22 protein-coding genes are annotated in these 22,524 nt (G+C 74.5%); 14 read left to right on the top strand and 8 right to left on the bottom strand.

The genetic code is table 11. The features are described from left to right. Nucleotides 1-3 precede the first annotated feature (3 nt). Together ACFCY1_RS12545 and ACFCY1_RS12540 are read right to left on the bottom strand one after the other, a co-directional pair. Nucleotides 4-468: a roadblock/LC7 domain-containing protein gene (locus ACFCY1_RS12545; protein WP_049654463.1), complete on the bottom strand. Its 465-nt coding sequence runs from the start codon at nucleotides 466-468 to the stop codon at nucleotides 4-6. Then, a complete protein-coding gene (locus ACFCY1_RS12540; RefSeq protein WP_375874476.1) occupies nucleotides 468-3,416 on the bottom strand; it encodes a nitrate- and nitrite sensing domain-containing protein in 2,949 nt (982 codons plus the stop codon). Before ACFCY1_RS12540 ends, ACFCY1_RS12545 begins: the two co-directional genes overlap by 1 nt. 879 nt (nucleotides 3,417-4,295) lie before the next feature. On the opposite strand from ACFCY1_RS12540, the gene ACFCY1_RS12535 reads away from it, so the two are divergent. Both ACFCY1_RS12535 and ACFCY1_RS12530 read left to right on the top strand, forming a co-directional pair. After that, a complete protein-coding gene (locus ACFCY1_RS12535) occupies nucleotides 4,296-4,427 on the top strand; it encodes a hypothetical protein (protein WP_255357445.1) in 132 nt (43 codons plus the stop codon). A 234-nt stretch (nucleotides 4,428-4,661) separates the two neighbouring features. After that, on the top strand, nucleotides 4,662-6,488 hold the full coding sequence (locus tag ACFCY1_RS12530; RefSeq protein WP_053112194.1) for an ABC transporter ATP-binding protein: 1,827 nt from the start codon (nucleotides 4,662-4,664) through the stop codon (nucleotides 6,486-6,488). Nucleotides 6,489-6,504: 16 nt separating this feature from the next. Here ACFCY1_RS12530 and ACFCY1_RS12525 read toward each other — a convergent pair whose 3' ends face one another. From ACFCY1_RS12525 to ACFCY1_RS12515, 3 genes are all read right to left on the bottom strand, one after another. Next, nucleotides 6,505-7,149 carry a response regulator transcription factor gene (locus ACFCY1_RS12525; protein WP_117490718.1) on the bottom strand — a complete coding sequence of 215 codons (645 nt, stop codon included), beginning with the start codon at nucleotides 7,147-7,149 and terminating at the stop codon, nucleotides 6,505-6,507. Further along, on the bottom strand, nucleotides 7,140-8,303 hold the full coding sequence (locus tag ACFCY1_RS12520; protein ID WP_375874475.1) for a sensor histidine kinase: 1,164 nt from the start codon (nucleotides 8,301-8,303) through the stop codon (nucleotides 7,140-7,142). The genes ACFCY1_RS12525 and ACFCY1_RS12520 overlap by 10 nt, the downstream gene beginning before the upstream one ends. A gap of 77 nt (nucleotides 8,304-8,380) precedes the next feature. Further along, on the bottom strand, nucleotides 8,381-9,046 hold the full coding sequence (locus ACFCY1_RS12515) for a DedA family protein (RefSeq protein WP_375874474.1): 666 nt from the start codon (nucleotides 9,044-9,046) through the stop codon (nucleotides 8,381-8,383). A gap of 197 nt (nucleotides 9,047-9,243) precedes the next feature. On the opposite strand from ACFCY1_RS12515, the gene ACFCY1_RS12510 reads away from it, so the two are divergent. Beyond that, a complete protein-coding gene (locus tag ACFCY1_RS12510; RefSeq protein WP_375874473.1) occupies nucleotides 9,244-9,750 on the top strand; it encodes a hypothetical protein in 507 nt (168 codons plus the stop codon). A 45-nt stretch (nucleotides 9,751-9,795) separates the two neighbouring features. Here the strand turns inward: ACFCY1_RS12510 and ACFCY1_RS12505 are convergent, their stop codons facing one another. After that, nucleotides 9,796-10,599, bottom strand: coding sequence for a nucleotidyltransferase family protein (locus ACFCY1_RS12505; RefSeq protein ID WP_375874472.1), 804 nt, complete (start codon nucleotides 10,597-10,599; stop codon nucleotides 9,796-9,798). Between the two features lie 210 nt (nucleotides 10,600-10,809). On the opposite strand from ACFCY1_RS12505, the gene ACFCY1_RS12500 reads away from it, so the two are divergent. Further along, nucleotides 10,810-12,030 (top strand): glycosyltransferase, encoded by a 1,221-nt coding sequence (locus tag ACFCY1_RS12500; RefSeq protein ID WP_375874471.1) that lies wholly within the window; start codon nucleotides 10,810-10,812, stop codon nucleotides 12,028-12,030. A 55-nt stretch (nucleotides 12,031-12,085) separates the two neighbouring features. On the opposite strand, the gene ACFCY1_RS12495 is transcribed toward ACFCY1_RS12500, so the two are convergent. Beyond that, the gene (locus ACFCY1_RS12495) at nucleotides 12,086-13,036 is read right to left on the bottom strand and encodes a hypothetical protein (RefSeq protein WP_375874470.1); all 951 of its coding nucleotides are present in this window, start codon (nucleotides 13,034-13,036) and stop codon (nucleotides 12,086-12,088) included. An 8-nt stretch (nucleotides 13,037-13,044) separates the two neighbouring features. Beyond that, the gene (locus ACFCY1_RS12490; protein WP_074004160.1) at nucleotides 13,045-13,578 is read right to left on the bottom strand and encodes a SigE family RNA polymerase sigma factor; all 534 of its coding nucleotides are present in this window, start codon (nucleotides 13,576-13,578) and stop codon (nucleotides 13,045-13,047) included. A gap of 122 nt (nucleotides 13,579-13,700) precedes the next feature. Here ACFCY1_RS12490 and ACFCY1_RS12485 point away from each other — a divergent pair, with 122 nt between their 5' ends. From ACFCY1_RS12485 to ACFCY1_RS12440, 10 genes are all read left to right on the top strand, one after another. Beyond that, nucleotides 13,701-14,462: an alpha/beta fold hydrolase gene (locus tag ACFCY1_RS12485; RefSeq protein WP_049659981.1), complete on the top strand. Its 762-nt coding sequence runs from the start codon at nucleotides 13,701-13,703 to the stop codon at nucleotides 14,460-14,462. A 99-nt stretch (nucleotides 14,463-14,561) separates the two neighbouring features. Next, nucleotides 14,562-15,392 (top strand): alpha/beta hydrolase, encoded by an 831-nt coding sequence (locus ACFCY1_RS12480; RefSeq protein WP_375874469.1) that lies wholly within the window; start codon nucleotides 14,562-14,564, stop codon nucleotides 15,390-15,392. A 264-nt stretch (nucleotides 15,393-15,656) separates the two neighbouring features. After that, nucleotides 15,657-16,595: an urea transporter gene (locus tag ACFCY1_RS12475; protein ID WP_241853024.1), complete on the top strand. Its 939-nt coding sequence runs from the start codon at nucleotides 15,657-15,659 to the stop codon at nucleotides 16,593-16,595. A 114-nt stretch (nucleotides 16,596-16,709) separates the two neighbouring features. Continuing rightward, complete coding sequence (locus tag ACFCY1_RS12470) at nucleotides 16,710-17,015, top strand: urease subunit gamma (RefSeq protein WP_049661349.1); 306 nt, start codon at nucleotides 16,710-16,712, stop codon at nucleotides 17,013-17,015. 3 nt (nucleotides 17,016-17,018) lie between these two features. Beyond that, nucleotides 17,019-17,900 carry a sirohydrochlorin chelatase gene (locus tag ACFCY1_RS12465; RefSeq protein WP_375874468.1) on the top strand — a complete coding sequence of 294 codons (882 nt, stop codon included), beginning with the start codon at nucleotides 17,019-17,021 and terminating at the stop codon, nucleotides 17,898-17,900. Nucleotides 17,901-17,923: 23 nt separating this feature from the next. Next, nucleotides 17,924-18,361, top strand: a complete 438-nt coding sequence (locus ACFCY1_RS12460) for an urease subunit beta (RefSeq protein ID WP_063780133.1) — start codon at nucleotides 17,924-17,926, stop codon at nucleotides 18,359-18,361. Next, entirely contained in the window at nucleotides 18,361-20,085 is a 1,725-nt protein-coding gene (gene ureC / locus ACFCY1_RS12455) for an urease subunit alpha (protein WP_074004164.1), read from the top strand. Before ACFCY1_RS12460 ends, ureC begins: the two co-directional genes overlap by 1 nt. A gap of 35 nt (nucleotides 20,086-20,120) precedes the next feature. Beyond that, entirely contained in the window at nucleotides 20,121-20,855 is a 735-nt protein-coding gene (locus ACFCY1_RS12450; RefSeq protein ID WP_375874559.1) for an urease accessory protein UreF, read from the top strand. A gap of 52 nt (nucleotides 20,856-20,907) precedes the next feature. Next, nucleotides 20,908-21,528 (top strand): urease accessory protein UreG, encoded by a 621-nt coding sequence (gene ureG, locus ACFCY1_RS12445; RefSeq protein WP_049651049.1) that lies wholly within the window; start codon nucleotides 20,908-20,910, stop codon nucleotides 21,526-21,528. Further along, on the top strand, nucleotides 21,525-22,523 hold the full coding sequence (locus ACFCY1_RS12440; protein WP_375874467.1) for an urease accessory protein UreD: 999 nt from the start codon (nucleotides 21,525-21,527) through the stop codon (nucleotides 22,521-22,523). The genes ureG and ACFCY1_RS12440 overlap by 4 nt, the downstream gene beginning before the upstream one ends. Nucleotide 22,524 lies beyond the last annotated feature (1 nt).

The following is a 22,524-nucleotide window of genomic DNA, read 5'->3' as shown; positions in this document are numbered from 1 at the left end:
TGGTCAGCCCCGGTTCCGGGCGGCGAAGGCGTCGAAGGAGGCCGGGGCGGCGGGGGCGCCGGGGGCCTCCTCGTGGCGGACCGGGGTGGTGAGCTTCTGGCCGACCTGCTGCACCAGGGTGTGCATCGCGACGGACATCACCTCGGCGTCCACCTCCTGGGAGGCGACCACGGCCAGGTGGGTGCCCTGGGCGGCAGCGATGACGAACAGCCAGCACTCGGCGAGCTCGACGATCACCTGGTGCACCGGGCCGCCGTCGAACAGCGCCCCGACCCCGCGGGCCAGGCTCTGCTGGCCGGTGGCGACGGCGGCCAGGCGCTCGGCGTCGGCCCGCTCGATGGTGCGGGAGTGGCTGACCACGAGACCGTCGTCGGAGAGGAGGACGGCGTTCCTGGTCCCGGGCACCGAGTCGACGAGTCCGTCCAGCAGCCAGTCCAGGTCCTGGTGGGTGGCGATCGTGCGGTTCATCACTGCTCATCCGTTCGTGTGGTTCGGGGGTCCGCGGCCGGAAGGGCCCAGGGGGCGGGCGCAGGGGCCGGAGGGCCCGCGGGTGCGGGGGAGGGCGCCGGCGGGGTGACGGGCAGGCGGTGCTCGCCGCTGTCCTGGGCCCGGGCGGCGCGGGACTGCCGCTGGAAGGCGCCGATCGCCGCACCCGAGCGCCGTACCGGGCGCTCGGTGCGCTGGAACGGTCCCGCGGGCGGGGTGTCCCCGGCGGGCCGCTCGACCCACTGCGGCTGGGCCGGCGGGGGCACCCGCAGCTCGGCCGCCAGGCTGGCCTGCCGGACGCGCTGCGGCAGCGGGGGCTGGCCGGCCTGGGCCGGGCTGAACGGCACCGAGGTCCGGTACTCGCGGGGCTGGCGCCGCTCGGCCAGCCGGTAGTGGTCGGCCGGGCGGTACTGCTCGTCGGCGTACGGGGCCTCGGCCTCGGTGACCCGGGCGTAGGCGATGTCCGGGTAGGCCGGGGCGTCCTGGGCGGGCGCCGGGTCGGCCGGGGAGGTGTGCTCGATCGGCTGCTCCGGCTGGTGGTCGGGCCGGGCAGCCGTGGCGGGCTGCTCCACTCCGTACGACGGCACGGGGCCGGTGGACGGTTCAGCGTCGTACGACGGCTCCGATCCGAAGGGCTGCCCGGACGGGTACGGCTGCTCCGCCGGGTACGCCTGCCCGGCCTGGTACGGCTGCTCGGCCTGGTACGGCTGCTCGGGCCACTCCGCCTCGAACGGAGCCGCCGGGAGGACGGCCGGGGCGGCCGGGTCCGACGGCAGCGGCTGGACGACCGCCGGCTGGAACGGGGCCGCGGGCAGCGGGACCTCCTGGAGCGTGGCCTCCGGTGCCGCGCCCCACCCCGCCGCCGGTCCCGCGTCCGGTCCCGGCCACGTCCCGGCCTCCGCCGGGGGCAGCGGCACCGGGGCCCCGTGCGGGGCGTGGTCGCCCTGCGTGAAGGAGTCCACCGGCGCGACCGGCGGACCGGCCGGCACCGGGACGGGCGTCTCGTCGGAGGCCGAGCGGACGGCCCGGCGCGAGCGGCGCACCAGCGGGATCGGCTCGGTGGCCGTGCCGCCGGCGCCGTCCGGCAGCCCGGTGTCGCCCTCCAGGACCAGCTCGTCGGGGACGAGCACGACCGCCCGGGTGCCGCCGAAGGCGGACGGGCGGAACTCGATCCGCAGCCCGTGCAGGGCGGCCAGCCGGGAGACCACGTGGAAGCCGAGGCGGATGTCGTCGGCCCGGGCCAGCACGTCGGTGCGCGGCGGGCGGCTCATCAGCTCGTTGGCCGCGTCGTACTGCTCCGGGTCCATGCCGAGGCCCCGGTCCTCGATCTCGATCGCGAGCCCGCGGCCGACCACGGCGGCGCGCACCTCGACCGGCGTGGGCGGCTTGGAGAAGGTGGTGGCGTTCTCCATCAGCTCGGCGAGCACGTGCGCCACCGGGCCGACGGCCCGCTCGGAGAGCCAGGGGTCGCCCTCGATGTCGATCGAGATCCGCCGGTAGTCCTGCACCTCGCCCTGCGCGGCGCGCAGCACGTCCAGCAGCGGGACGGGCTTGCGCCAGCGCCGCTGCGGCTGGCCGCCGGCCATGATGACGAGGTTCTCCTCGTAGCGGCGCAGGCGGGCGGTGAGGTGGTCGAGGTCGAAGAGGCCCTCCAGGACCTCCGGGTCGTCGTGCTTGCGCTCCAGCTCGTCCAGCTTGCGCAGCTGGCGGCCGATCAGCAGCTGGGTGCGGCGGGCGATGCGCTGGAGCAGCCGCTCGAAGCCGCGGTGCTGCTCGGCCTGGCCGACGGCGGACTCCAGGGCGGCGGAGCGGGCCAGGTTGAGCGCCTGGCCGAGCCGGGCCAGCTCGTCGGTGCCGTTGCCGTGCGGGCCGTCCGTGATGGTGCGGGTCTCGGCCTCGACGTCCACCTGCTCGCCGCGGCCGAGGCGGTCGACCACCTCGGGCAGGGTGCGCTGCATCTCCTCGGCCTGGGTGTGCAGGTCCTTGATGCGGCGGCGCAGCGAGCGGCTGAGCCGCCAGGAGACGATGATCACCGCGACGACGGTGATCAGGCCGACGACGGCGGTCAGCACCACGCGGGTCAGCAGGCCCATGATGGCGCCCTTGCCGACCTCGACGATGGCGCTGGTACGGGCCTCGATCGCCTTGACCAGCGGCGGGTTGAGCTGGTCGAGGGCCTGGCGCCACTGGTCCTGGGCGGCCGGCAGTCTGACGGTGCCGTTGGCGTCGGCGGCGGTGGGCCTGGTCAGCTGCTGCTCGACGGCGGCCTTGGCCTGCCAGGCCGGGCCGTTCATCAGGTCGTGCCAGCCCTGGACCTCGGTGTCCGGGATGTACGGCAGCACCTGGACGTTGAGCAGGTGGTCCTGGGCGCCGATGGCCTGCTGGACGGCCTGGTAGTCGGCGGTGCTCAGCCGGCCGCTGGGCCAGCCGCGGGCCAGGATGGCATCCTCCCGGGCCAGCATCTCCTTGGCCCAGAAGGCGTTGACGAGGGTCTTGGAGATCCAGGTGACCTCGCCGGTGTCGACGCGGCTGAGCGCGGTGAACAGCCGCAGGTCCACCGCGATCAGGTCGGTGTAGTACGTGTAGACCGTCTGCTGGTCGACGGAGCCGCGGTCGACGCCGGCGCGCTGCTCGACCAGCTTGCCCATCGCCTGGCGTGCCTCGGCGACGGCGGTGCGCACCTCTTCGGGCGCGTTGTCGGCGGTCTCCCCGGAGAGGGTCTGGAACTGCCGCACGGCGTCGTCGGTCAGCTGCCGCTGGCGGCGCAGCTGGTCGGCGTTGGAGCCGGGCCGGGCGAGCGCCTCGGCGCTGAGCCGGCGCTCCTCCTGGAGGTTGTAGTAGACGATGTTGGACGGTTGTCCGGCCTTCTGGGCGAGCAGGGCCTGAGCGCCCTGCCGCTGGAAGTCGAAGACCGTCTCACCGCTGGTCACGGCCCAGAGGGCGACCAGGGCGATGCTGGGGACGACGGCCAGGACGAGCAGCGCCGTCCGCAGGGACAGGCGTGGACGCCTGCGGGGGCCCTTCGGCGTCGGGGGCCGCCGATTCGCACGCGCGCGCAGAGCTGACTCCTTGGGGCTGGCGGCCGGCCGGTGAGGGGCGGGCCGTCCGGGCACGGTTTTTTGACGAAGCGATACTAGTCATACCGTGTGATTAGAGTGAAAACCCGTTCGCTGCCTGGGCTGTGCTTGCACACGGAGCGGACACAATGTCATTCATTCGTTGACCGTCCGTATGCGGAGCAGGCGCTTCCGGACTCGCCCGACACAGTGTCAACGAGGCGCGCGGCCGACGGATGGCCGGGGTGTGAAAACTGTGTGACGCCCCGCCGGGACCCGCTCGGCACGCCCGCCGGGCCACCGCGCGGCCGGGATCCGCCCCTCCGGCCGCGTGGCGGCCGGTCCGGCGAGGGGGAGGGCGTGGAGGGCGGCCATCGGACCCATTTGTCAGGTTCTCTGAGGACTCGCGTACCACGGTCAGCCTACCCGGCACACGGCCGCGGACGCCCTCCGTGGGAGCCGCCGTTCCGATGACGTACCGGGAGTCGCCGAACGTGACGGTCGGGACACCCTCCACGGTGGCGGCCGGTCGTCGCGAAGTCCGTACGGCTCTGGAGCTGCGAACACGCTCGGTGGGCGGATACTGGAGGAGTGGGACGGATCGGACCGGGCGTCGCCGACAGGCCGCCGGAACGGTCCGACCACGGGCAACGGCCTCCAGGTCCCCGGGACCGCGCCGCCGGTGCAGGTCTCGGCGGGCGCCAGGAGCGCCGACGCAACGAGAGAGAGAAGCCGTGATGAGTTACTTCGGCCGTGGAGGAGACAGAGGCGGTGGTTACGGCCGTGACCGTGACCGTGGTCGTGGGCGTGATCGTGATCGTGGCCGCAACCGTCGTGGAAACCACCGTCGCCGTTTCGGCATGTGGTGACGGTGATTTCGGCTAGGACTGCGCACAACAGTCCCGACTAGCGCCATCACAGGGGCCGGCGGTACCACCGCCGGCCCCTCACCCTGGGGCCGGCACCGCCGCCACGCGGAGGGTGACGCGTCCCGGACGACGGGGCCCGGACGACGGGGCCCCGGATGACGGGTCCCCACCTCGGAAACGGCGGATCCGGACCCCGAAAGGTCGTTTCCGGACACCGGAACGACGTCTCCGAGAGCAACGGGTCGTGGCCATGCGCGAAGTGACGCCCCCGGGCGACCGGGCGGCGCGGGACGACGACGACCCGGGGCCGGTGACGGACCCGCCCGTCGTCCCGCTGCGGGAGCTGATGCGCCGGTTCTGGCCGTGGGTGCGCCCCGACGTGCGCTGGCTCCCGGTGAGCGCGGTCCTGCTCGTCCTCGGCGCCTTCGGCGAGGTCGTCTCCGTCTGGCTGTTCAAGGACCTGATCGACGACGTCCTGGTGCCCCGGCACTTCGCCGACTTCTGGCTGCTCGCCGCCCTCATGCTCGGCGCGTCCGTGGCCGCCGCGCTGTTCACCTACGGCGGCACCTACACCAGCACCAGGACCGCCGAGCGCTACATGCTGCGGCTGCGCACCGACACCCTCGCCCACCTGCACACCCTGCCGCCCGACACCCTGGAGACCCGCTGGCGCGGCGACCTGGTGGCACGGCTCACCTTCGACATCGCCGAGATCGAGCAGATGGTGGCCACCGGACTGGTCGAGGGCGCCGTGGCCGCGGTCAGCCTGCTGCTGTTCACCGGAGCCGCCTTCTACCTGAGCTGGCCGCTCACCGTGGCCGCGCTGCTGGCCGCCCCGCTGTTCGTCCTCTCCACCAGCCTGTTCGGGCGCCGCATCCGGCGCCGGGAACGGCAGGTCCAGCGCCGCGCGGGCGGCGTCACCGCGCTGCTGGAGGAGTCCCTGCGCAACGCCACCGTCACCCGGACCTGCGGCCAGGAGAGCCGCGAGGTCGAACGGGTCCACCGGGAGGGCAAGGCCCTGCTCGACGCCGAACTCTCCGCCGCCCGGGTCGCCGACCTCTACCAGCCCTTCCTCGGCGTGCTGCAACTGCTGGCCGGGCTCACGGTGGTGGGCGTCGGCGCGCTGGAGGTCATCCACGGGCAGCTCAGCCTGGGCGGCCTGCTCGCCTTCGCCGCCTTCATGGCCCAGCTGTTCGAGCCCGCCCAGCAGCTCGCCGCCCTCGTCCCGCTGGCCGGCACGGCCTGCGCCTCGGGCGAACGCGTGCTGGAACTGCACGACCTCACCAGCCCGGTGCGCGAACGCCCCACCGCCCGCGACACCGGCCCGGTCCAGGGCCGGGTCACCCTCCAGGGCGTCCGGGCCGGCTACCCCGGCGCCACCGGGACCCCCGGGCCGCCCGTCCTCACCGACCTGGACCTCGACCTGCTCCCCGGTGAGACCCTGGCCCTCGTCGGGCCCAGCGGCAGCGGCAAGTCCACCCTCGCCAAGCTCCTCGTCCGCTTCCTCGACCCGCAGGCCGGCACCGTCCGCCTCGACGGCCAGGACCTGCGCGACCTCACCCTCGTCTCGCTGCGCCAGGCCGTCACGCTGCTGCCCCAGCAGGCCCCGCTGTTCCGCGCGACCATCGCCGACAACATCGCCTACGGCCGCCCCGACGCCCCGCCCGCCGCCATCGAACGCGCCGCCCGCAACGCCGGCGCCCACGACTTCGTCACCGCGCTGCCGGACGGCTACCGCACGGTGATCGGCGCCGACGGCTTCCAGCTCTCCGGCGGCCAGAGCCAGCGCGTCGCCATCGCCCGCGCCTTCCTGCGGGACACCCCCGTGCTGGTCCTGGACGAACCCACCACCGGGCTGGACCCGCACACCGTCGAGCAGTTCGTCCCCGCGCTGCGCCGCCTGATGACCGGGCGCACCACCGTCCTGATCACCCACGACCGGGCGCTGCTGCCCCTCGCCGACCGCGTCCTCACCCTCCGGCCGCCGGACACCGCCGGGCCGGCCGCCGGGCCGGACAGCCGCCCGGACGCCAGCCCGGTCGACGCGTTGCGCGGCCGGGAGCCGCGGAAGCCCTGAGCCGACGGCGCGGAGGCTACGCGCCGAGGTAGTGCAGGACGGCCAGGATGCGGCGGTTGTAGTCGGTGGTGCGGGGCAGGTCCAGCTTGTCGAAGACGGCGTTGAGGTTCTTCTCCACCGCGCTCATCGAGACGTGCAGCCGCTGCGCGATGGCGGCGTTGGTCCAGCCCTGGGCGAGCGCCTCCAGGACGCTGCGCTCACGCGGGGTGAGCCGGGCCAGCGGGTCGGTGCGGGTGGTGCGCACCACCAGTTGGCGCACCACCTCCGGGTCGATCACCGCGCCGCCCGCCGCGACCCGCACCAGGGCGTCCAGGAACTCGTCGACCTCCGCCACCCGGTCCTTCAGCAGGTAGCCGACCCGCTCCGCGCCTGCGTCCAACAGCCGGGCCGCGTACCCGCGTTCGATGTGCTGGGAGAGCACCAGCACGCCCACCTCCGGCCAGCGCTCGCGGATCTCCACCGCCGCCCGCAGCCCCTCGTCGGTGTGGGTCGGCGGCATCCGGATGTCCACCACCACGACGTCCGGCGGCCGTTCCGCCACCGCCGCCGTCAGCGCCGTCGCGTCGCCGACCGCGGCCAGCACCTCGTGCCCCTCCTCGGCGAGCAGCCGGACCAGGCCCTCCCGCAGCAGGGTCGAGTCCTCGGCGAGGGTCACGCGCATGGCAGCTCCGCGGTGATGACGGTCGGGCCCCCGGCGGGGCTGTGGACGTGGAGGGTACCGTCCAGCGCGGCGACCCGCCCGCGCAGGCCGGTCAGGCCGCTGCCCGCCGGGTCCGCGCCGCCGGTGCCGTCGTCCTCGACCCGTACGGTGAGCACGCCGGCGGTCCGCTCGACCAGGGCCGAGACCGCCGAGGCGGCGGAGTGCTTGGCCGCGTTGGTGACGCACTCCGACACCACGAAGTAGGCGGCGGTCCGGACGGGTTCGGGCAGCGGGCCGGCCACCTCGTAGCGGAGCCGCAGCGGGACGGCGCACCGCTCGGCCACCCCGCCCAGCGCCTCCTCCAGGCCCAGGGTGTCCAGCGCCGACGGGTACGCCCTCCAGGCCACCTCGCGCAGCTCGGTCAGCACCCCCTGCGCCTCCCGGTGCGCCTGGCGCAGCAGCGCCTCCGTCCGCTCCGGGTCCTGGTGGCGGTCCAGGCCGCGCCGAGCCCGGCCGATCAGCATCGCCAGCGCGACCACCCGCTGCTGCACGCCGTCGTGCAGATCCCGCTCGATCCGCCGCCGCTCGGCGTCCACGGCCTGCACCACCGCGGCCCGGCTGTCGGCGAGTTCGGTGATCCGGCGGCGCAGCAGCTCGGCCTCGGACGGCCCGAAGCACTCCCGGGCGGTCCGGGCGTCCAGCGCGGCCAGCGAGAACAGGCCCTGCACGGCCAGGAAGAGCAGCACCCCGCCGAGCAGCACCTGGGTCGCCAGCTCCTCCCAGCCCAGCGAGCCGCGCAGCACCCCGCCGACCAGCAGGACGGCCAGCGCCAGCCCGAAGCCCAGCAGCCCCAGCACCACCCCGGCGACGAGCCCGCCGCCGCTGCGCACCGCCAGGTAGCGCAGCACCCGGCGGTCGTCCGCCCGGTAGTGGCGGGGGAAGCGGTCGCCGAAGAAGGCGCTGCGCCGGGCCCGCTCCAGGGCGGCCAGCCGGCGCACCCCGGACAGCAGGCCCGGCACCGCGTACGGGCGGGTGCGCGGCCAGAGCAGGAACGGGCCGAGGACGACGGCCGCGAGGAGGAGGTACAGCGCGGAGAGCGCGGCGCTCGGGCAGCCGAGCAGAACTCCGGTGGCCCGGCGCGGCCATGACGTGGTGTCCGCTGCATCCCCCTGCACGGGGTCCGAGCTTACGGGGCGGGCCGGGCCTGCGGGGGCGGTGGGGCCTTCGGGGCCGGTGGGTCCGGCCGGGCCGGTCACCGGGCGCGGCGGTGCTGGGCGGCGCTGTTGCGCCCGCGCCAGCGCATCACGACGTACCCGGCCACGGCCGCGGCGACCACCACCAGGACCGCCTTGGAGAACAGGCCGACGTACGTCTCCACCGTGTCCCAGCGGTCCCCGAGGAGGAATCCGGCCATCACCAGCACGCTGTTCCACACCAGGCTGCCGATCGTGGTCAGCATGACGAACGCGGGCAGCGGCATCCGCTCGACCCCGGCCGGAACGGAGATCAGGCTGCGGAAGATCGGCACCATCCGGCCCAGCAGCACCGCCTTCGTCCCGTGCCGGGCGAACCAGGCCTCGGTGCGCTCCAGGTCGGAGGCCTTGACCAGCGGCAGCCGGGCCCAGATCGCGTGCATCCGCTCCCGGCCGAACAGGGCGCCCAGCCAGTAGAGGACGACGGCCCCGGCGACCGAGCCGAGGGTCGTCCAGGTCAGCGCGGAGGCGAGGCTGATCACGCCCTGCCCGGCGGCGAAGCCCGTCAGCGGCAGGATCACCTCGCTGGGCAGCGGCGGGAACAGGTTCTCCAGCGCGATCGCCAGGCCGGCCCCGGGGCCGCCCAGGGTGTCGACCAGGTCGGCCGCCCAGTCGGCGAAGCCGTCGGCGGGCTGCTGGGCGATGGCGAGGACGGTGTGCGGCATGCGGGCTCCAGGGTGGTCGCGGTGCCGGCGCCTGGTGCGCCCGGCTCTGCCCTCCACGCTAGGAACCGCAGGTCAGCGCCGGTATGCGGGTTTCCGGCGGACGCCCTGTGGTTTTCCGTACCGCCGCACCCTGTGGTTTTCCGCAGGGGCGGAGAATCCGGTGGCGGCTGGCGTGGCCGCTTTGTCAGGATGGCGCCATGGACGACGCATTCACCCTGGCCTGGCAGCATTCCGCCGGACTGGTCTTCCCCGAGGACCTGCCGATGGCCGCCGCCGGGCTGCTGGCGGCGGGCATCGGCGGGGACTCGCCCGCGCTCTGCGACCTCGCGGGGCGGCCGGGCCGGGGCGAGCCCCCGGTCGAGCTGACGGAGCTGCTGTGGCAGGCGATGGCGGAGCTGGGCCTGCCGGTGCCGGACGACGGCTTCGTCCAGCGCAGCCTCCTGCACCACACCGCGGCCCGGCTGGTGTCCGGGGAGATCACGCCGGTTGAGGCCGTCGCCGCGCTCTGGTCCCGGATCGACGAGCGCACGACCGGGGCGGAGCGGCGGCTCGCGGAGCTGGTCGACCAGGTCTGCTGCCCGGGCTGCGTCGACACGTGGCCGGTCGAGGTGACGCGGGACTGGGAGCGGGAGATGAGGGCGGCGGCCGTCGAGGTGGCGTCGGCGCCCGACCACCGGAACGCCACCTCCTGGCACCGGGGCTGAACGCGCCTCGCCCGCCGGGCGGTTGGCGATCAGTCGTTCGGCGGCTCAGCGGTTCAGTGCGGCCACGGTCTCCCTGGTCAGCTCCCGCGCCCGGGCGACGGTGGCCGTCAGCTCCGCCGCCGACCCGCCGGGCTCGGCGAGCAGGCCGTGCGCGCGCCTGCCGAAGTACGGTGGGGCGTCCGGCAGTCGACCGGCTACGGCCAGCGCGCCCTTCTCGTTCAGGCACCAGCGGCGGTGGTGGGCGAACAGGGCCTGGACCAGGATGCCGACGGCGTGCGACAGGCAGAGCGAGACGTGCAGGGCGTCGGCGCGGACGGCGCTCTTCGCGGCGGTGTCGAGCAGGAAGCCCGCCTCCCAGGTGGCCGCGGTGAGGGCCCCGCGCAGCGGCTCCGGGTAGTCGGCGGTCTGCCGCTTGAGCCGCGTCAACTCCCCGGTGGGGTCGGCCAACGGCTGCCCGAGGGCGACCTCGCCCGGGTAGCAGGGCGACCAGAAGCCGAGCGGGTGGCCGGCCTGCGTCCCCACCTCGTAGCGGCCCGCGCGGCAGTCCGCCCACACCCGTCCGACCCGGTCGAGGTCCCGCAGGATCCAGTCCACGGTGACGCCGTCGACCCGCAGCCACGCCCCGCCGTTGACCCACGGGCCCCAGCCGCCCGGGCCGGCCACCTCGGTCTCCGGTCCGGCGAGCGCCCGCAGCGCGTCGAGGTCGGGGCCGCCCCGGTAGTACACCCCGAGGTCCCAGTCCGACTCCGGCCGCTCCTCGCCCCGTGCCCGGCTCCCGCCGAGCATCACTCCCACCACGCCCGGCACACGGGCGAGTTGACCGGCCATGTCCTCGATGATCGCGCGCATGAAGGAGATTCTGGCAGGAGAAGCGGTGTCCGCCCGGGAATTTCGGATGCGGTGGTGGCGTCCGCGGAGGCGTACCCACTCCTCGCCACTCTCAACGTACAGCGCACGGGGGGCCTTGCCACAAGGCCCCGGTGGTGACGCAGAATCACCGCTTCGAGGACGCAGGTCCGCGAAGCACGGAAGCAGATCCGCGAAACGGGGAGTCACGAAGTGCGAGTGGTGTTGTCGACGTACGGGTCGCGTGGGGACGTCGAGCCGATGGCCGCGCTGGCGGTGCGGCTGAGGGAACTCGGCGCCGAGGTGCGGGTCTGCGCGCCGCCGGACGAGGAGTTCTCGGCGCGGCTGGCCGAGGCCGGAGTCGAGCCGGTGCCGGTCGGTCAGTCGGTGCGCGCGCTGGTCAGCGGGCCGCCGCCGAAGCCCGGGGACCTGCCCGCGCGCGCCGCCCGGCTGGTCGAGCAGTTCCACGCGGCGGTGCTCGGGGCGGCCGAGCCGGGCGGCGCGGTGCTGGCCACCGGGCTGTTCCCGGCGGCGGCCGGCGCACAGGCGGCGGCCGAGCAGCTGGGCGCCCGCTTCGTGTACGTGGCCCTCCAGCCGACCGTGCTGCCCTCCCCGCACCACCGGCCGTTCGAGTACCCGATGCTGCCCTACCCGCCGGAGGCGACCGACCCCCGGGAGCTGTGGGAGCTCAACATCGGGACGATGAACGCGCTGTTCGGCGACGCGGTCAACTCCCGCCGGGCGGCGGTCGGACTGCCCGAGGCCGACAACGTCCGGGACCACGTCCTCACCGGCCGGCCGTGGCTGGCCACCGACCCGCTGCTCGACCCGTGGCCGCGGCCCGCCGAGGCGGACGCGGCCTGGCCCGAGGCGGTGCAGACCGGCGCGTGGATCCTGCCGGACGAACGCCCGCTGCCCGCCGACCTGTCGGCCTTCCTGGCGGCCGGCGAGGCGCCGGTGTACGTCGGCTTCGGCAGCATGCCGCTGCGCGACCCGGCGGGCGCCGCCCGGGTCGCCGTCGAGGCGGTCCGGGCGCAGGGCCGCCGGGTGCTGCTCGGCCGCGGCTGGGCCCGACTGGCGGAGGTGGACGGGGCCGAGGACTGCTTCGCGGTCGGCGAGGTCAACCAGCAGGCGCTGTTCCCGAAGGTGGCCGCCGTCGTCCACCACGGCGGCGCGGGCACCACCACCACGGCCGCCCGGGCCGGGGTGCCCCAGGTGCTGGTCCCGCAGATGGTGGACCAGCCGTACTGGGCCGCGCGGGTGGCGGAGTTGGGCATCGGCGCCGCCCACGACGGCCCGACCCCGACCACCGCGTCCCTCGCCGCCGCCCTGCGCCGGGCCCTCGCGCCCGCCACCCGGGAGCGGGCCGCCGCCCTCTCGGCCCGGGTCCGCACGGACGGCGCGACGGCCGCCGCGAAGCTGCTGCTCGGCTGAGGGAGACAGGGGCGCGGGAAGTCGGCCCGGCCGACGTCCCGCGCCTGCCCCGGGCTCAGGAGGCCGGTTCGGTCAGGTACTTGGCACCGGCGTCCGGGAGCTTGTTGCCGTCCTTGTCGAAGAACTGCCAGGACTTCGCCCGCATCGTCCCCGGGCGGGCCACCACCAGCTCGCGGATCGGGGAGTCGGCCACGGTGACGGGCGTCGGCTCCGTGGTGCTGCCGTCCGCCCAGGTCACCACCACCCGGCCGACGTCCGGTCCGATCGAGAGCAGCACCACGTCCAGCGGGGCCACGGTGTCGCCCTTGCCCCGGTGGCCGACCAGGCCGCCGCCGAAGACGGTCCGGTTGCGCGGGTCGACCTTGCCCGGGGCCGCCTGGGCGCCGTCGGAGTCATGGCTGAGCCGCACCCCGTCCACCGTGAAGTAGACGTTGGTGACGTCGCAGTCCGGCTGCCAGTACCGCTGGACGTACTCCTCCGTCGGCTTGGAGATCTCCGAGTCGTACCTGCTGCGCTCCTCCCACACCGCCGTCGCCTGCTCGAACGCCCGCTCCCGGGGGGCCTCCGGCCACAGCGCCTCCCACAGCTGCCACTGCTTGCCGTCCGGGGTCAGGCCCTGGCCGAGCAGCACCCGGACCGGGGTCAGCGGGTTGCGGAAGGCCGGGGCGGTCCCGTTCGGCGGGAGGGGGGTGCCCAGCCCGGGGGTGTTCGCCACCGTGAGCGTGGGCGTGGGCGCGGCGCCGACGCCGGCCGGACCGATCCCGTGGGCGGGCGCCGGGCCCGGCCGCAGCTGCGCCAGCGCCCCGCCGGTCAGCGCCACCGCGGCGGCCAGCGCCGCCGCGCCGACCACCGTACGGCGGCGGTGCCGCAGCCGGCGGCCCCCCGCCAGGATGTCCGTCACCGGCGCCGGGCCGATCCGCGCGCCGGCCGCCGCCTCGGCGAGGCCGAGCCCCACCCACAGGTCCGTGCCGTCGTCCCCGCCCACCCCGTCCGGTTCCCGGTCCATGCCGCCCCTCATGCCGCTCCTCCGATGTGCGTCGTGTCCTTGAGTCCCACCAGTGCCGTGACCTGCCGCAGCCGCGCGATGCCCTTCGCCGCGTGGCTGCGCACCGCGCCCACCGAGCACCCCATGGCGGCCGCCGTCTGGCTGTCGCTCAGGTCCTCCCAGTGCCGCAGCACCACCGCCTCGCGCTGGCGCGGCGGCAGGGTGGCCAGCGCGGCCAGCAGGGCCCCGCGCTGGTCGGAGCGGGCGTAGCCGTCCTCCACCCCCGCCGCGTCCGGCACCGCGTCCACCAGCAGCTCCGGCGCCCGGCGGCGCCAGCGGCGGGCGTGCTGGTTGACCAGGATCCGCCGCACATAGGCGTACGGATCGTCGGCCCGGCGCACCTTCGACCAGGCCGCGCAGGCCTTCTCGGCGGCCGACTGCACCAGGTCCTCGGCCGCGTACTGCTCGCCGGCCAGCAGGTACGCCGTCCGTACCAGGCGCGGCCAGACCGTGACGATGAACGCCTGGAACCCGTCGTCCCGATCGTCTTTCGCTTCTCCCATGAGCACCTCCGAGCACCTCCTTCACCCGTCCAGAGCCCGGGGGCGGTCGAAAGCGCTTACCCGCGGCCGCGGCGGCTTCAAATCGCTTGGGGAACGGCGGCGGGGACACTACGATCCGCCGAATGATCATTTCTCATGACGTAGCGGGCAGTGGGCCCGCCGTGGTGCTGCTGCACTCCTCGGTGTGCGACCGGCGGATGTGGGACGCGCAGTGGCAGCCGCTGGTCGACGCCGGACACCGGGTGGTCCGCTGCGACTTCCGCGGCTTCGGCGACACGCCGCTCGCGGACGCCCCGTACAGCGACGCCGGGGACGTCCTGGCCCTGCTCGACCACCTGGGCATCGGGACCGCCGCCCTGGTCGGCGCCTCCTACGGCGGCCGGATCGCCCTGACGGCGGCCGCGCTGCGCCCCGAGGCGGTCACCAGGCTGGCCCTGCTCGGCGCGGGCATGCCCGGACACCAGCCCAGCGACACCCTGCGCGCCTTCGGCGGGCGCGAGGACGAGCTGATCGAGGCCGGGCGGATCGACGAGGCCGTCGAGCTGAACGTCGAGTCCTGGCTCGGCCCGGAGGCCGACGAGCGGACCCGCGCGCACGTCCGCCGGATGCAGCGCCACGCCTTCGACGTCCAGATGACGGCGACGGTCGGCTCCGACCGCGAGGACGTCGACCTCGGCCGGATCACCGCCCCCACCCTGGCCGTGTCCGGCGCCCACGACTTCCCGGACTTCCGGGACATCGCCGCCGCCCTCCCCGCCCTCCTCCCCGACGCCCGGCACCAGGAGCTCCCCTGGGCCGGCCACCTCCCCAGCCTGGAGCGCCCGGCCGAGACCACCGCCCTGCTGCTCGCCTTCCTCCACGAGGACGGCCCGGCCGCGCGGTAGCGGCGAGCCGTGCGGTGGCGACGGCGGTGACCCCGTCGCGGGGCAGCCCGTCGAGGGAAAGGCCGGACCCGAACGTGTGTCGGGAGCCATGATGACGGGGTGCACTTCACCACGGAATCCAGCGCGGACGGCGTGACGCAGCGCCACTTCACCCTCGACGGCGCGCCCGGAGTGCTCTGGCAGCCGGACGGATCGCCCCTCGGCGGGCGGCCGTTGGTGCTGCTGGGGCACGGTGGCGGCCAGCACAAGCTGGGTCCGGGACTGGTGGACCGGGCCCGGCGGTGCGTGCGGCGGCACGGGTTCGCGGCGGTGGCGCTGGACGCGCCGGGGCACGGGGAGCGGACGCGCAGCGCCCAGGACGAGCGGTTCGCCACCGAGATCGGGGAGTTGATCGCGGCGGGCCGGCCGGTCAGCGCCTGGGTGGCGCGGCACACGGCGGCGCTCGCGGAGCGGGCGGTGCCGGAGTGGGTGGCGGTGCTGGACGCGCTGAGCGGCGAGGCGGAGCGCCCCGGTCGGACAGAGGGCCCCGGACAGGCGGAGCGCCCCGGTCGGGTGGAGGACCCCGGACACGCGGAGGGCCTCGGGCCGGTCGGGTACTGGGGGTTGTCGCTGGGGAGCGCGATCGGCATCCCGCTGGCGGCGGCCGAACCGCGCGTCGCCGTCGCGGTGTTCGGGCTGACGGGGCACGCGTCGCAGGCGGAGGCGGCGGGGCGGGTCGGCGTGCCGGTGGAGTTCCTCCTCCAGTGGGACGACGCGCTGGTCCCGCGCGAGGGGGCGCTGGCACTGTTCGGCGCGCTGGGTTCGCGGGAGAAGACGCTGCACGCCAACCCCGGGGGCCACCTGGAGGTGCCGGAGCCCGAACTGGAGTCGTCGGAACGGTTCCTGGCGCGGCATCTGATCCGGGCGGGAGCGAGCGCGGCCCCGGCATAGCCGATGCCAACCGTCAGTAAAACTTCGCAAAGGATTTCTCCCTGCAACGAACCCGACGGGCCGTGACTTCAACAGATTGTTGCAGCTCAGCGGCCCGATGGTCACCCTTCGTGGATTTGGCATAACACCCCGTACCCCCTGGACTTCGCAAACCATAGGAGTACGGTTCCGGAGGAATCGCCGGGGCCGACATTCAGGCAGGCCGGCCGTACCGGAAAATTGGTGCGCAGCATGGGTTTGCAACAGGGTGGGGAGAGCGCCTCGGTGGCGACTCGTCCGATATCCGCCAGGGTGGTCGCGGAGGTCCTGCGCGGCGTCGCGCAGGTCGATTTCATGCCGTCCGTCGTCTGCGGACTCTTCTTCGTGGCCGCACTGTTCGCCGCCGACTGGCGGTACGGCCTCTACGGACTGCTCGGCAGTGCCGTCTCCACCGCCGTCGCGTACGGGCTCGGGCTCGACCGGGAGACCGTCGGGGCGGGGCTGCACGGGTACAACGGGTGCCTGGTGGCGCTGAGTTGCGCCGTCTTCCTGGGTGCCGGGCACCCGGCGACGGTCGCGGTGGCGGCCCTCGGGTCCGCCGTCGCCGTGGTGGTCACGGCGGGGCTCGGGGCGCTGCTCGCCACCTGGCGGCTGCCCGCGCTGACCGCGCCGTTCTGCCTGGTCGCGACGGCCGTCACGGCGGCCGCCCCCGGCTTCCGGCGGCTGTGGCAGGGCGCGGGCGCACCCGCCGCGCTGCCCGTCCCGGCCGCCGGGCCGACCGGGCTGAGCTGGGACCAGCTCTGGCACGGGTTCTTCGCGAACATCGGTCAGATCTTCTTCATGCCGCAGTGGTACGTCGGACTGCTGTTCCTCGCCGGGCTGTTCGCGGCGAGCCGGCTCGCGGGCCTGATGGCCTGCGCGGGGAGTGCCACCGGGCTGCTCACGGCCTGGGTGTTCGGCGCCCCCGGCGAGGCGGTCGGGCAGGGCCTGCTCGGGTACAGCGGCGTCCTGGTCGCCCTCGCGCTGTGCGGGGTGTTCCTGGCGCCCGACGCCTGGAGCGCGGCGTACGCCCTGGTCGGTGCGGCCGGCGCGACCGTGCTCACGCCGGCGCTCGGCGCGGCCTCCGCGCCCTTCGGCGGTCACGCCTTCACCTGGCCGTTCGTCCTGACCACACTGCTGTTCCTGGCGGCGGTGCCGGCCGTCCCCCGCCTGCGCCGGACTTGATTCCGCGTCCGGCGCCGCCGAATTCATCTGATGTCGAGTAACCCCGGGCTCACCGAAGCCCCTTGAGCATCTTTCTGCATTCCATCGGATTCTCGGAAAGGAAGAGTGATACCCGTGAATCTCTCGCCGCGTGAGATCGACAAGCTGTACATCTACGTCGTCGCCGATCTGGCCCGCAAACGCCGGGACCGCGGCGTCAAGCTGAACTACAGCGAGGCCTGCGCGCTGATCAGCGAGGCGATCATGGAGGGCGCCCGGGACGGCCGCACCGTCGCCGAGTGTATGGAGATCGGCAAGCAGGTCGTCAGCGGCGAGGACGTCATGCCGGGCGTGCGCGAGATGCTCCCGCTGCTCCAGGTCGAGGCGGCGTTCGTGGACGGGACCAAGCTGGTCTCCTGCCACGACCCGGTGGGTGCCTGAGTGATGACCCGGTCCCATGCCGCCGCCACCGTGGTGCTGGCCGGCGGCCACGAGAGCGACGGCGGCCGGGACCTCGCGGCGCTGGCGGCCCGCGAGTCCAGCGTGCACGCCGCGGCCCCCGCGGGCCGTCCGCTCACCGAGGCCGTCCGGTCCGCGCTCGCCGCGGCGGGCGACGGGCCGGTGTGCGTCGTACCGATGACGCTCGGCCGCGACCCGAAGCTCGTCGCCGACACCGCCCGGGCGCTGCGCTGGCTGGCCGCCGGGGAGGGCCGCGGACGGCTCGCCCTGACCGCGCCCTTCGGCGCCGCCGACCACCTGATCGGCTGGCTGCGCGCCGCCTCCGGCCCCGCCCCCGACGGCGCGGTGCTGGTCACCGCCCCGGCGGCCGGCCCCTTCGAGGACGCCGAACTGTTCCGGATCGCCCGCCTCGCCCGCCAGTACGGGCGGCACCGGTGGGTCGAGGTCGCCTTCGACGGCGGCGACCCGGACCCGGCCGAGGGCGCCGAACGCTGCCGGCTGCTCGGCGCCCGCGAGGTGACGGCCGTTCCGGCCTCCTTCGGGCCGGCCCTGCGCACCGCGCTGCCCGGCGTACGGGACGGCGGCCCGCTGCTGCGGCCCTCCGCCGTCGCCGGGGTGGTCGCGGCCCGGACGGCGGCGGCGCTGCACCTGCTCGGGCACGGGGAGGACGGCATCCTGGCCGGCCTCGATGCCGAGCACGGGCACGGCTACGCGCACAGCCACGGGCCGGGGGAGCAGGGCCACGGTCACAGCCACGGGCCGGGCGGGCACCAGCACGGCCACGCGCCGGGCGGGCACCAGCACGGCGATGCTCCCCACCCGCACCACCCCAGCCATACCCACGAACCCGCACACACCCCCCACTGACCCGGCAGAGAGGAAGGCCAGCCATGTCTGGTGGCGCCGCGTACCTGTACGGCGACGACCCGGTGGAGATCAACGCCGGCCGCGCCAAGGCCACCGTCACGGTCAGCAACACCGGTGACCGGGCGATCCAGGTCGGATCCCACTACCACTTCTTCGAGGCCAACCGCGCCCTCGACTTCGACCGCAACGCCGCCTTCGGCAAACACCTGGACATCCCGGCCGGCACCGCCGTCCGGTTCGAGCCGGGCGACACCAAGGACGTCACGCTCGCCGAGTTCGGCGGCCACCGCCGCCTGGTCGGCTTCGCCAACCTCGTGGACGGCGGCATCACCGCCCCCGCCACCCGCGCCCGCGCCGTCGACCGGGCCATCGCCCTCGGCTTCAAGGGCACCAACCTCGACCACAAGGAAGACCGGCCCCGGGACTTCCACACGGAGACCCACCCGGAAGGCGACCGCTGATGGCCATCCTCTCCCGCAGGCAGTACACCGACCTCTTCGGCCCCACCGTCGGCGACCGCTTCCACCTCGCCGACACCAACCTCCTGGTCGAGGTCGAACAGGACTTCAACCAGGGCCACTACGGCGACGAGGCCGTCTACGGCGGCGGCAAGGGCATCCGCGACGGGATGGCCCAGGACCCGGCCGCGACCTCCCTCCAGGGCGCCCTCGACCTGGTCATCACCAACGTGGTCGTCATGGACGCGGTGCTCGGCGTGGTCAAGGGCGACATCGGCGTCAAGGACGGCCTGATCGTCGCGGTCGGCAAGGCGGGCAACCCGCACACCCAGAGCGGCGTGCACCCGCGGCTGGTGATCGGCCCCGGCACCGAGGTGATCTCCGGCGAGCACCTGATCGCCACCGCCGGCGGCATCGACACCCACATCCACTTCATCGCCCCGCAGCAGGTGCAGGAGGCGCTGAGCAACGGCATCACCACCCTGATCGGCGGCGGCACCGGCCCCTCCGACGGCACCAACGGCACCACCTGCACCCCCGGCCCGTGGAACATCCACCGGATGTACCAGGCCGTCGAGGACCTGCCGGTCAACGTCGGCCTGCTGGGCAAGGGCAACGGCTCGCTGCCCGGCGCGCTGCGCGAGCAGGTCGAGGCGGGCGTGTGCGGCCTCAAGGTGCACGAGGACTGGGGCAGCACCCCGGCCGCGATCGACAGCGCGCTGAGCGTCGCCGACGAGTACGACGTGCAGGTGGCCATCCACACCGACACCCTCAACGAGTCCGGCTACTTCGAGGACACCCTGTCCGCGATCGACGGCCGCACCATCCACACCTTCCACACCGAGGGCGCGGGCGGCGGCCACGCCCCCGACATCATGCGGATCGCCGGCGAGCCCAACGTGCTGCCGTCCTCCACCAACCCGACGCTGCCCTACACCGTCAACTCGGTGGACGAGCTGCTGGACATGGTGATGGTCTGCCACCACCTCAGCCACAACATCCCCGAGGACGTCTCCTTCGCCGACTCCCGGGTCCGCGCCGAGACCATCGCCGCCGAGACCGTGCTGCACGACGAGGGCGTCATCTCGATCTTCTCCTCCGACTCGCAGGCGATGGGCCGGATCGGCGAGTCCTTCACCCGGGCCTTCCAGACCGCCCACCACTGCAAGGACCAGCGCGGCAAGCTGGCCGGCGACAGCGAGCGCAACGACAACGCCCGCGTCCTGCGCTACCTCGCCAAGCTCACCATCAACCCCGCCGTCGCCTCCGGCACCGCCGACCACATCGGCTCGCTGGAGCCCGGCAAGCTCGCCGACATCGTGCTCTGGCCGATCAACTCCTTCGCCGCCAAGCCGAAGATGGTCATCAAGGGCGGCGTGATCAACTGGGCGCTGATGGGCGACCCGAACGCCTCGCTGCCCACCCCCCAACCGGTCTACTACCGCCCGATGTTCGGCCAGTACGGGCGGGCGAAGCAGGCCACCCGGGTGTCCTTCATGTCGCAGGCCGCCGTCGACCTCGGGGTTCCGGCCCAACTCGGCCTGGAGAGCCGGGTGCTGCCGGTGCGGCGGTGCCGTACGGTCGGCAAGCAGCACATGGTGCGCAACGACGCGCTGCCGAAGATCGCGGTCGACCCGGAGACGTACAAGGTCACCCTGGACGGCGAGCCCGCCACCATCGAACCGGCCCGCGAGCTGCCGCTCAACCACCTGTTCTACCTCGCGTGAGCCCCGTCACCGAGACGCGGCCGGGCCTGGATGCCATGGGCGGCCTGGACGCTGTGGACGGCCTGGGGGATCCGGACGCCCTGGACGGCCTGGACGCCCTGCTGGTCTGCCTCCAGCTGACCGACTCGGCCTTCCCCAGCGGCTTCTACACCCTCTCGCACGGGCTGGAGGGCTACGCCCAGGCCAAGGCCGTCACCCCGGACACCCTGCCCGGGCTGCTCGCCGACCTGCTGCGGCACGGCGTCGGGCCGTCCGACGCCACGGCCCTGGTCCTGGCCCACCGGGCGGCCACGGCGGGCGACTGGGAGCTGCTCGCCGAGACCGACCAGCGGCTGCACGCCACCAGGCTCAACCGCGAGCTGCGCCTGGCCGCCACCCGGACCGGTCGCCAACTCCTGGACATCGCCCGGGAGTCGGTGGGCGGCGAGCCGCTGGAGCGGTACGCCGCGCTGGTCGCGGAGAAGCGGGCCCCCGGCTGCCAGGCGGTGGCGGCCGGGGTGGCGTACGCCTCGGCCGGCGTCCCGGTCCAACAGGCCGTCACCAGCGACCTGTTCGCGTTCTGCACCAGCTTCGTCGGTGCGGCGCTGAGGCTCCGGTTGACCGACCACCGCAAGGCGCAGGTGGTGCTGCGGGCGGCCTCCCCGGTGATCCGGGAGGTCGTATCCGCCGCCCTGGAACGGGACTTGGCGGACCTCGGCGGCTGCGTGCCGGTCGCGGACGCCATGTCCGGGCGGCACGAGCGGGCGGAGGCCCGGCTGTTCATGAGCTGACCGCCCGATGCGTACGTGCGCCACAGAAGAACGACCGACAGAAGGAGGAGAGTTGACCGAGAACGTGCTCCGCGTGGGCATCGGCGGACCGGTGGGCTCCGGCAAGACGGCGCTGATCGAGGCGCTCGTCCCGGTGCTGATCGCCCGCGGCCACCGCCCGGCGGTCATCACCAACGACATCTACACCCAGGAGGACGCCCAGCACGTGCGGCGCACCCTGGCCGGGATGCTGGACCCCGAGCGGGTCGTCGGCGTGGAGACCGGCGCCTGCCCGCACACCGCCGTACGGGACGACCCGACGATGAACCTCGCGGCCGGCGCCGAGATGCTGGAACGCTTCCCGGACGTCGACACCCTGCTGTACGAGTCCGGCGGCGACAACCTCACGCTGACCTTCAGCCCGGTGCTGGTCGACCTCTTCCTCTTCGTCCTCGACACCGCCGAGGGCGAGAAGATGCCCCGCAAGCGCGGCCCGGGCATCACCGAGTCGGACCTGCTGGTCATCAACAAGATCGACATCGCCCAGTACGTCCGCGCCGACCTCGGGGTGATGGAGTCCGACGCCCACCGGGTGCGCGAGGGCGGACCGGTGGTGCTCACCAACTGCCTGACGGGGGAGGGGCTGGAGGAGATCGCGACCTTCCTGGAGACCTTCCGCAAGGTCCCGGCGTGACAGCCTCCCCGGCTGCGGCGGTGCCCCGGCTCGACCCCCGGCACTACGAGCCGGCCCGCGTCCCGTACGAGGTCCGCCGCCACGCCGGGACGCCCGACACCCTCGCGGTCGGGCGTCCCGGCAAGGTCGGGCTGCTGGAGCTGGCCTTCGAGCGGGTCGGCGGACGCACCGAACTCACCGGCCACTACCAGAAGTCGCCGCTGCAGATCATGCGCCCGCTCTACTTCGACCCGGCCCGCCCCGACCTCGCCGTCACCTTCCTGATGTCCACCGGCGGCGGCATCCTCCAGGCCGACCGGCTCCGCACCGACCTGCACTGCGGCGCCGACACGGCGGTCCACCTGACCACCCAGGCCGCCACCAAGGTCTACCGGATGGAGCACGACTACGCGACGCAACTGGTCAACCTGACGGCCGGACCGCGCGCCTACGTCGAGTACCTGCCCGAGCCGGTGATCCCCTTCGTCGACTCGCGCCTCTACCAGCGGACCGTCCTCACCGTCGACCCGGAGGCGACCGTACTGGCGGGCGAGACCGTCCTGGCCGGCCGCCTCGCCCGGGGCGAGCGCAACGCCTACCGGGTGTTCGCCTCGGACCTCGAAGTGCGGCGTCCTGACGGTGAGTTGGTGGCACTGGACACCGTGCGACTGGAGCCCTCGCCGGGTGGAGGCGGAGGCGGAGGGGGCGGTAGGGGTGCCGGGGTCACCGGGCCGGCGGTGCTGGCCGGGCACGACGTGATGTCCAGCCTGTACGTCCTCAGCCCGCTCGCCCCGGCGGCCCGGATCGCGGACGTCCTGCACGAGGCGGTGGTCGGCTGCGGCCAGGAGTACGGCGAACTGCTCTACGGGGTCAGCGTGCTGCCGCAGGACAGCGGTGCCTGGCTGCGACTGCTTGGCTCCGACACCCGGGCCTGCGCCGCCGCCCTGCGCGCGGCCTGGGACGCGGTCCGGCGGCTGCTGATCGGGGTGCCGGCGCCGGAGCTGCGGAAGACGTAGG

Origin of the sequence: Kitasatospora sp. NPDC056273 (assembly GCF_042268845.1) — a bacterium.
Classification (GTDB): Bacteria; Actinomycetota; Actinomycetes; order Streptomycetales; family Streptomycetaceae; genus Kitasatospora.
The sequence above is the reverse complement of the archived record's forward strand: the minus strand, read 5'-3'. Positions and strand labels throughout refer to the sequence as shown.